At 67.1% G+C, this 8,136-nt stretch carries 10 protein-coding genes and 1 pseudogene; 3 read left to right on the forward strand and 8 right to left on the reverse strand.

Going from position 1 to position 8,136, the window contains the following annotated elements; genetic code table 11:
* The 3 genes and pseudogenes from DQP57_RS25630 to DQP57_RS25640 all read right to left on the reverse strand — a co-directional run.
* Positions 1-501: pseudogene (locus DQP57_RS25630) on the reverse strand (DUF1298 domain-containing protein); the annotation flags it as partial.
* Between the two features lie 16 nt (positions 502-517).
* On the reverse strand, positions 518-1,426 hold the full coding sequence (locus DQP57_RS25635; RefSeq protein ID WP_112635628.1) for an alpha/beta fold hydrolase: 909 nt from the start codon (positions 1,424-1,426) through the stop codon (positions 518-520).
* 108 nt (positions 1,427-1,534) lie between these two features.
* Positions 1,535-2,011 carry a VOC family protein gene (locus tag DQP57_RS25640; RefSeq protein ID WP_112635612.1) on the reverse strand — a complete coding sequence of 159 codons (477 nt, stop codon included), beginning with the start codon at positions 2,009-2,011 and terminating at the stop codon, positions 1,535-1,537.
* A gap of 121 nt (positions 2,012-2,132) precedes the next feature.
* Between DQP57_RS25640 and DQP57_RS25645 the strand changes: the two genes are divergently transcribed.
* Positions 2,133-2,996, forward strand: a complete 864-nt coding sequence (locus tag DQP57_RS25645) for an alpha/beta fold hydrolase (RefSeq protein WP_112635614.1) — start codon at positions 2,133-2,135, stop codon at positions 2,994-2,996.
* Here DQP57_RS25645 and gnd read toward each other — a convergent pair.
* Together gnd and DQP57_RS25655 are read right to left on the reverse strand one after the other, a co-directional pair.
* The gene (gnd, locus tag DQP57_RS25650) at positions 2,993-4,015 is read right to left on the reverse strand and encodes a phosphogluconate dehydrogenase (NAD(+)-dependent, decarboxylating) (protein WP_112635616.1); all 1,023 of its coding nucleotides are present in this window, start codon (positions 4,013-4,015) and stop codon (positions 2,993-2,995) included. The genes DQP57_RS25645 and gnd overlap by 4 nt on opposite strands.
* A 16-nt stretch (positions 4,016-4,031) precedes the next feature.
* Positions 4,032-5,441 carry a glucose-6-phosphate dehydrogenase gene (locus tag DQP57_RS25655; RefSeq protein WP_112635618.1) on the reverse strand — a complete coding sequence of 470 codons (1,410 nt, stop codon included), beginning with the start codon at positions 5,439-5,441 and terminating at the stop codon, positions 4,032-4,034.
* A 121-nt stretch (positions 5,442-5,562) separates the two neighbouring features.
* Here DQP57_RS25655 and DQP57_RS25660 point away from each other — a divergent pair, with 121 nt between their 5' ends.
* Positions 5,563-6,396, forward strand: a complete 834-nt coding sequence (locus DQP57_RS25660) for an adenylate/guanylate cyclase domain-containing protein (RefSeq protein ID WP_112635620.1) — start codon at positions 5,563-5,565, stop codon at positions 6,394-6,396.
* On the opposite strand, the gene DQP57_RS25665 is transcribed toward DQP57_RS25660, so the two are convergent.
* Complete coding sequence (locus DQP57_RS25665; RefSeq protein ID WP_112635622.1) at positions 6,348-6,557, reverse strand: hypothetical protein; 210 nt, start codon at positions 6,555-6,557, stop codon at positions 6,348-6,350. The two genes, DQP57_RS25660 and DQP57_RS25665, sit on opposite strands and share 49 nt — an antisense overlap.
* 154 nt (positions 6,558-6,711) lie before the next feature.
* Between DQP57_RS25665 and DQP57_RS25670 the strand changes: the two genes are divergently transcribed.
* Entirely contained in the window at positions 6,712-7,392 is a 681-nt protein-coding gene (locus DQP57_RS25670; RefSeq protein WP_112635624.1) for a guanylate cyclase, read from the forward strand.
* 7 nt (positions 7,393-7,399) lie between these two features.
* Here the strand turns inward: DQP57_RS25670 and DQP57_RS25675 are convergent, their stop codons facing one another.
* Positions 7,400-7,723 (reverse strand): putative quinol monooxygenase, encoded by a 324-nt coding sequence (locus DQP57_RS25675; protein ID WP_112635626.1) that lies wholly within the window; start codon positions 7,721-7,723, stop codon positions 7,400-7,402.
* A gap of 209 nt (positions 7,724-7,932) precedes the next feature.
* The coding region (locus tag DQP57_RS27040) for a hypothetical protein (protein ID WP_205869240.1) at positions 7,933-8,136 on the reverse strand (204 nt) is incomplete at its 5' end.

The following is an 8,136-nucleotide window of genomic DNA, read 5'->3' on the forward strand; positions in this document are numbered from 1 at the left end:
GTGGGGCGGGCACCGGCGGCACACCGGGGCCGGCCGGCCGAACAGCCAGGCCGCCATCGCCGCGGAACGGGCGCCGTCGGCCAGCGCGTGTGCGACCTGCAGCACCGCGACCGTCCCGCGCCCGGTGACGCCCGGAATGCCGCGCACGGACGTGAAAAGGTGTAGCCGCCAAGCCATCCGGCGAATGTCCAGTTGGTCGTCGGCAAGGCCGGCGACCGCCACGAGCACGCCGTCCCAGCTGTCCTCGCCCAGCTCGTGGCGGACCATCTGCTCGGGTGTGACCGCCGCCGGCACCCACAGGGGATAGCGCAGCCGGCTGCGGTCGCACGCCCGGATCGTCAGCGCCGGCTCGACGGTGGCCCGCCCGCGGAGTCGTTCGACGGCGCGCGGGTAGTCGGCGGGCTCGCCGTCGAACGCGTAGAGCAGGAACTCGTCGTTGGGGATCTTCGCCGACATCCAGTAGAACTGCGCATCGACGGCGGCCATCCGGTGCCCCGGCACGGCGCGGGCCACGGCGTCAGCCGGGTGAGCCGATGAACCCGAGCACCAGGTCGGCGACCTTGTCGGGTTGTTCGAGCTGCAGGAAGTGCCCGGCGTGTTCGACGATGCCGGCCTCGCTGCCCGGCGGCAGCACCTTCTCGGCCCAGCGCACGAAAGCCGGTGTCATGCAACCGTCGTCGCGGCCGTGCAGGTACAGGCACGGCAGCACGGGTTCTTCGGTCCACAACTGGTTCAGCTCGGCATACCGCGCCGACGGCCTGGTGTTGCGAATGGTGGCGCGGTACGGCCCCAGCGCCGCGCGCCAGCTCTCCGGCGCCCCGATCGCCGCGTCGACGTGGCGCAGATCCTCGTCGGCGCGATAGCCGGGCGACCAGCGCCGCCATAGCAGCGGCAACACCCAGGAGGCGGAACGCTCAGGCAGCCAAGGCAATTGGAAGTACATGATGTACCAGCTGCGGAAGACCTGGCGCGCCAGGTGGGCGGCCAGCCGGCCCCGCTCGGCCGCGCCGCCGCCGCGCCGCCGGAACGCCGCCGACGGTGGCACCGACATGATCACGGCCTTGGCGAAGGGGCTGTCGGGCATGGCGGCCAGGCCGGTGCCGGCGATTGCGCCCCAGTCGTGGCCGATGATCACGTCGTTCTCGGTGCCGCCCGCGGCCTCACGCACCCGCAGGGCGTCGTCCATCAACGCACCGACCTGGTAGCCGCCGTCGACCGGGATCGACGACGGCGCGTATCCACGCATGAAAGGCGCGACCACCCGCCAGCCCGCCGACGCGAGCCGCGGCGCGACTTTGCGCCAGCCGTAGGGCGTGTCGGGGAAGCCGTGCAAGCACAAGGCGATGGGGCCGTCTTCCGGCCCCCAGGTCAGGGCCTTGAGGTCGCCCGCGGGTCCGGTCACGTCGATCCAGCCTGGTTCAGCCATGTTCACTCCCTGCTCGACGTCTCCGCAGGGATCAACCTAACCTGTGTGGCCGCTCGACGCACCGACCCTGGTCGATACGGCGTCAAAGCATCGCTGTATCAGCGGTTTTCACCGTTGCAGCGCGGCCGCCCGTTCCAGCTCGGCGATGACGATCTTGCGCATCCCGTACATCGCAGTGGTGGCCGCCGCCGCCCGGTCGCGATCCGGGTCGCTGATCAGTTCGTAGAGCCGGTCCGGGACGATTTGCCAGCTCAGCCCGAAGCGGTCCTTGAGCCAGCCGCATTGCGATTCCTCACCGCCGTCGCTCAACCGGTCCCAGTAGTAGTCGACCTCGTCCTGGTCCTTGCAGTGGACCGTGAAGGACACCGCTTCGCTGAAGTGGAAGTGCGGACCGCCGTTGATCCCGATGAACCGGGTGCCGTCCAGCACGAAGCTGCCGGACAGGACGGTCCCGGGCTCGCCCGGTCCGGCGTCGGTGGTCTGGTTCAAGCCCTCGATGTGGGAGTTGGGGAACACCGAGGTGTAGAACGTGGCGGCTTCCTCCAGGTTGTTGTCGAACCACAACGACGGGGTGATCGATGGCATGTCCGGGTCTCCTTGACGGCTCGTGGGTCTCTGCCATGGATAGACCGGGTCGACGACGAAAACTCACCGCGTCGTCCACCCGCGCAACAGTGCTTAACCGGCCTATGTAACGTCAGATCGCATGAGCACCGTCAGCAGCAGCCCCGAGACGGTTGAGTTTGCCGGCGTCGGCGGGATCAATCTGGTCGCCGACGAATGGAATCGCGGCTCCGACGGCGCCGGGCGGCCGAGCATCCTGATGCTGCACGGGGGCGGCCAGAACCGGTTTTCCTGGAAAAACACCGGTCAAACGCTGGCCGATGAGGGGCTGCACGTGGTGGCGCTGGACTCGCGGGGCCACGGAGACAGCGCCCGCTCGCCCGACGCCGACTACGAGATCGAGACGCTGACGGGCGACGTCATGCGGGTCCTGGACGCGATCGGCCGGCCGGTCACCATCATCGGGGCCAGCATGGGCGGCCTGACGGGCATCCTCGCCGCGCACCGGGCCGGACCGGCGAAGGTGACCCGATTGGTGCTCGTCGACGTGGTCCCCCGATTCGAAAAGGGCGGCAGCGCCCGCATCCGCGACTTCATGTTCAGCGGCCTCGACGGCTTCGACTCGCTGGAGCAGGCCGCCGACGCCGTCGCCGCCTACCTGCCCTACCGGAGCAAGCCACGCAGCCCCGAGGGGCTGAAGAAGAACCTGCGCCTGCGCGACGGCCGCTGGTATTGGCACTGGGACCCGGCGTTCATGACCAAGCCGGGCGACGATCCCGAACTGCGCACCGAGAGCTTCGAGCAGGCCGCCAAGAACCTGACCATCCCCGTCCTGCTGATCCGCGGCAAGCTGTCCGACGTGGTGAGCCCCGAGGGTGTGCGGCACTTCCTGGCCACCGTCCCGCGCGCGGAGTTTGTCGAGCTGTCCAACGCCGGACACACCGCGGCCGGTGACGACAACGACGCGTTCAGCGACGCGGTGGTGGCGTTCGTCAACCGCCGCTAGTTCGCCGGCTTCTCGGCGTGGCCCCCGAACTGCTTGCGCATCGCCGAGAGCGCCTTGTTGGCGAAGTCGTCGAGCGAGCGCGAGGCGAAGCGGGACTGCAGCGCGGTCGTCAGCACCGGCGAGGGCACTCCCTCGTCGATGGCTGCGATGGCGGTCCAGCGACCCTCCCCGGAGTCGGAGACTCGGCCGGAGAACTCCTTCAGTTCCGGCGATTCGTGCAACGCGATCGCCGTCAGGTCCAGCAACCAGGAGCCGATCACGCTTCCCCGGCGCCACACCTCGGCGACCTCCGGAATGTCGAAGTCGTACTGGTAGAACTCGGGGTGCTCGAGCGGTGCGGTTTCGGCGTCGCCCTCCTGCACCTGCTTGCCGATGTCGGCGTTGCGCAGGATGTTCAGCCCCTCGGCGAGCGAGGCCATCATGCCGTACTCGATGCCGTTGTGCACCATCTTCACAAAGTGCCCGGCACCCGACGGGCCGCAATGCAGGTAGCCCTGCTCCGACCGCGCGACCTCGCCTTCGCGACCCGGTGTGCGCGCCGCGGCGTCGACGCCCGGTGCCACGCTGGCGAAAATCGGCTCGGCGTGCAGGAAAGCCTCGTCGTCGCCGCCGATCATCAGGCAGTAGCCGCGCTCGCGACCCCACACGCCGCCGCTGGTGCCGCAGTCGAGTAGGTGAATGCCCTTCTCCGACAGCGTCTTTGCGTGGCGGATGTCGTCGCGGTAGTAGGAGTTGCCGCCGTCGATAACGATGTCTCCGGCGTCCAGCGTTTTGGCCAGCTCCTCGATCACCCCGGTGGTGATGGTCCCGGCCGGCACCATCACCCAAACCAGCCGCGGTGCCTTCAGCTTCTCGGCGAGTTCTTTCAGCGAGGACACCCCGGTGGTTTTGTCCTCCCCCGCCATCGCCTTGACCGCGTCGGGATTGTGGTCGTACACCACACATTCGTGTCCGTCCTTGACGACGCGGCGGACGATGTTCGCGCCCATCCGGCCGAGGCCGATCATTCCAAGCTGCATCGTGTCTCTAGTCTCCTTACTGTTTCTTGGGCGTGCTGCGCGGCAGCCACGGCTCTTGCCAGCTGTGGTGACCACGCAGCAGCGCATGCGCGGCCTCGGGCCCCCAGGAGCCCTGGTCGTAGTGGCGGATTCGGCCCGGCTTGTCCAGCACCGGCTGCACGATTCGCCACGTCTCTTCGATGGCGTCTTCGCGGGCGAACAACTGGTGATCACCGTTGAACGCGGCGTAGAGCAGGCGTTCGTAGGGCCGTACCGGTTCGCCGAGGTCCTCGGCGAACGACGAGTCCAGGTGCACGTCGTGCCACGAGTCGCCGGCCTGTGCGGACAACTGCAGCCGCATCCCGGGATCGGGGTCGATGCGTAACACGATCTGGTTGCACTCGGGTGGCCGGCGATTGGGCAGAAACGAAAACCCGGGAACGTGGTGCAGAAACATCCGGACCTCGGTGACCTTGTCCGGCAGCGCTTTTCCGGCGCGCAGGAAGATCGGCACTCCCGCCCACCGCCAGTTGTCGATCTCGGTCCGCAGCGCAATATAGGTCTCGGTGGTGGAATCCTTTGCGACACCGGGGACATCGGTATAGCCACGGTATTGCCCGCGCACGCAGCGCTCCGGGTCCAGGGCGGGCATCGCCCGGAAGACCTCGGCCTTCTTGTCGTTCAGGTCGTCGGCGCCGGCGCCGACCGGGGGCTCCATGGCGACCAGGGCGAGCACCTGCAGCAGGTGGTTTTGCACGACGTCGCGAAGCGCGCCCACGGCGTCGTAGAACTTGCCGCGGTCCTCGATCCCGAAGTCCTCGGCCATGGTGATGTGGATCTCGGAGATGCTGTCGCGATCCCACAGCTTGGCCAGGCCGTTGTTCGCGAACCGCAGGTATTGCAGTTCCTCGACGGGTTGTTTGCCCAAAAAGTGGTCCACGCGCAGGATTTGGTCTTCGTCGAGCACCGCGCGCAGCCGTGCGTTGAGGTCGCGCGCCGAGTCCAGGTCGTGGCCGAACGGTTTTTCCACCGCCACCCGGGCCCGTTCCAGCAGGTCGGCCTTCGCCAGGTTCTCCACGATGGGCGCGAACAAAGCGGGCGGCATTTCCAGGTAGTAGAGCGGATGGGAGTCCGACGGGATCTTCTTGGCGAGCTGCGTGTAGAGGTCGGCGTCGGTGACGTCGCCGTGTAGGTAGGACAGCCGGTCCGCCAGCCGATCGAAGACGGCGTCGTCGAACTGCTCCCCCGATGCCTTGATGGCGTCGCGCGCCCGGTCCCGCAGTTGTTCGACGGTGATGTCGTCACTGGCCACGCCCACGATCGGGTGGTTAAGCATGTGGCGGCGCTCGAGGCGGTACAGCGCCCGGAAGGTCATCTTGCGCGCCAGGTCACCGGTGATTCCGAAGATCACTAGCAGGTCAGATGGGTTACTGTCGTCCTCGGCCAAAACCGCTCCTCCCGAAAGTCACCTGATCGGCTCCCTTGAGATCACTACCCGCGGCCGGCGGACTCAACACTAGACACTGCCGATAGGGCCGACAACCTGGGCGGACCGCGGCCTTGAAAGGATGACCGGCATGGCTGACGCGCTGCACGTCACGGTGTACGTTCTCGCCGGGATCGCCGCGGTCGAAGGTATCGCACTGATCGTGTTGTGGCGGTTGCTGGTGCGCAGTCAGCAGCAGCTTGACGAGCTGCGCCAGCGGACCGATGCCCGCAACCAGTTGCTGTCGGGCGGCCGCGAGGCCGTCAAACGGGTGTGGAACACCGCCAACCTGATGCGCAAGGAAGGCTTCGGCGCGGCGGTGCGCAGCAGCATCGAAGACCTCGCGGACTGGGCCGAAGTCGAGCGACCCGACCTTGCCCGCGTCACCCCGGACGGGCGGGTGGTGATCTTGTTCTCCGACATCGAGGAGTCCACCGCGCTCAACGAGCGGATCGGCGACCGGGCCTGGGTGAAGCTGATCAGCTCGCACGACAAGCTGGTCTCGGATCTGGTGCGGCGACGGTCCGGACACGTGGTGAAGAGCCAGGGCGACGGATTCATGATCGCGTTCGCCCGCGCCGAGGAAGCGGTCCAGTGTGGCATCGACCTGCAGGACGCGTTGCGCCGGGAGGCAAAACGCAAGCGGCGCGAGGAGATTCGCGTTCGGATCGGGATCCACATGGGCCGATCGGTGCGCCGTGGTGACGATCTGTTCGGCCGCAACGTGGCGATGGCGGCACGCGTCGCCGCGCAAGCGGTGGGCGGGCAGATCTTGGTGAGTCAGTCGGTGCGAGAAGCGCTTTCCGATTCCGACGGCATCCGGTTCGACGACGGCCGCGATGTGGAGTTGAAGGGGTTTTCGGGCACCTACCGGTTGTTCGCCGTCGAGTCCCCGGGCGATTCCGAGCCGGACTGAACGCCGTCGCCGTTGTATTCGGCCAACCGCTGGTGCAGGCGATCGCGGACCTCGTCCGCGGTATAGGCCCGCCGCTTGCGCTGGTCGCGGACGACGAGTACGCCCCCGGCGACAACACCGGCGGCACCGGCCAATCCCAGCCACTTCCACACATTGCGCATGGCATCAGGCTATGCGTCGCCGGGTCGTTATGGCCCGGTTGTGATTGACTTGTGTGCCCGCAACGTACGGCACCGCCTCGCGCGCGCCGTGCCCCGCGGGCTGACACTGGCGACCACGACGGCGAAAGCCGCAGCGGCGGACGGGCTTACGACAATGCTCCCCTTGAACCAAGCGCTCGAAGAGACCCGCACCGGCGACCTTTGGCTGTTTCGCGGCGGCTCGGGACCGGACCGCGCGATCCAGACGCTGACGAACAGCCCGGTGAACCACGTCGGCATGACGGTGGCCATCGACGACCTACCGCCGCTGATCTGGCACGCCGAACTGGGCGACAAGCTCGTCGACCTGTGGACCGGAACGAATCATCGTGGGGTGCAACTGAACGACCTTGCCCAGTCGGTGATGCAGTGGTCGCAGCGTTACCACCAGCGGTGCTGGCTACGTCAGCTGACGCCGCCGGCCACCCGGGAGCAAGAGAACAAGCTGCTGCGGGTGATCGCGCGGATGGACGGCACCGCGTTTCCCACCACCATGCGTTTGACCGGCCGGTGGCTGCGCGGCAGGCTCCCGAACGCATACGACTGGGCGCGAGGAATCCCGTTCGTGGACAAAAAGGTTCGGGAATCGACGCAGCGGCGCAAGGAACGCCAGCGGCTCGGGTTGGAAGTGGCCTACTGCGCGGAGACGGTGGCCATCACCTACGAGGAAATGGGATTGCTCAGCACGGAGAAGTATTCGAATTACTTCGATCCGGGATCGTTCTGGAGCGGTGACCGGCTTCCCCTGGCACCGGGCTATGCCCTGGGCGACGAGATCGAGATCGCGATCGGCTAGTCCGGGATCAGTCGACCGCCAACTCGCCCATCTCCGACCAGCCCGTGGCGTCGATGGTCTGGTTGATGATCTTGGGCGTGGACTTCAGCGCCTGCGGGACTTCGGCCACGAAGCGCTTGAAGTGGTCGCTGTTGACGTGGGCGCCGCCGGCCTCATCGTCGCGGAAAGCCTCCACCAGGACGTACTCCGCGGGGTTATCCAGGCTGCGCGACCATTCGAACCACAGGTTGCCCTCCTCGGCCCGGGTGGCCGCGGTGAACGAGGCGACGAAATCCGGCCAGCGGTCGGTCCAGTCGGGTCTGGTTTCGAACTTGACGACGATGAAGATCATTGCGGCCCCGCCTCGGTTCGTTGCTTGCCGTTACGCCCGCCCCGGTCTCCGCGGGCAGCGCCAGCCTATCCGGCCGCGGCTGGTGCCGCGCCGCCCCGCCGTGGCGATGATGATCGTAATTTCCTTAGGTAAAGGTCAGAGCAAAGTGTGCTCATGCGTCACGCAGGACCCATGAGCACACTTTGGCCGCACCATTGCAGTGGCAGAGCTCACATACCAGGCGATTCCGGACGCATTTCACTATTCGGCGCAGCGGCCGGATTATCGCCTGCGGGACCGCCGGGATAATTTATTTTGACGAACTGCGGCAGGCCTATTTTGTTATTGATTCGCAATTCCCGCGTAGCCGGAGAAAGGCAATTCACACCCCGGGCGGAGGCGCAGCCGGTGGCATCGCGGCGTCGATGAGAACG

The sequence above is a fragment of the Mycobacterium colombiense genome (assembly GCF_003284935.1).
Lineage (GTDB): Bacteria > Actinomycetota > Actinomycetes > Mycobacteriales > Mycobacteriaceae > Mycobacterium > Mycobacterium arosiense_A.

Bases quoted from the DNA above. Each gene is read 5' to 3' on its own strand.
- DQP57_RS25670 (WP_112635624.1), top strand. From the start codon at position 6,712: ATGCTCCCCTTGAACCAAGCGCTCGAAGAGACCCGCACCGGCGACCTT.
- DQP57_RS25660 (WP_112635620.1), top strand. From the start codon at position 5,563: ATGACCGGCATGGCTGACGCGCTGCACGTCACGGTGTACGTTCTCGCC.
- DQP57_RS25675 (WP_112635626.1), bottom strand. From the start codon at position 7,723: ATGATCTTCATCGTCGTCAAGTTCGAAACCAGACCCGACTGGACCGAC.
- DQP57_RS25665 (WP_112635622.1), bottom strand. From the start codon at position 6,557: ATGCGCAATGTGTGGAAGTGGCTGGGATTGGCCGGTGCCGCCGGTGTT.
- DQP57_RS25635 (WP_112635628.1), bottom strand. From the start codon at position 1,426: ATGGCTGAACCAGGCTGGATCGACGTGACCGGACCCGCGGGCGACCTC.
- DQP57_RS25645 (WP_112635614.1), top strand. From the start codon at position 2,133: ATGAGCACCGTCAGCAGCAGCCCCGAGACGGTTGAGTTTGCCGGCGTC.
- DQP57_RS25640 (WP_112635612.1), bottom strand. From the start codon at position 2,011: ATGCCATCGATCACCCCGTCGTTGTGGTTCGACAACAACCTGGAGGAA.
- gnd (WP_112635616.1), bottom strand. From the start codon at position 4,015: ATGCAGCTTGGAATGATCGGCCTCGGCCGGATGGGCGCGAACATCGTC.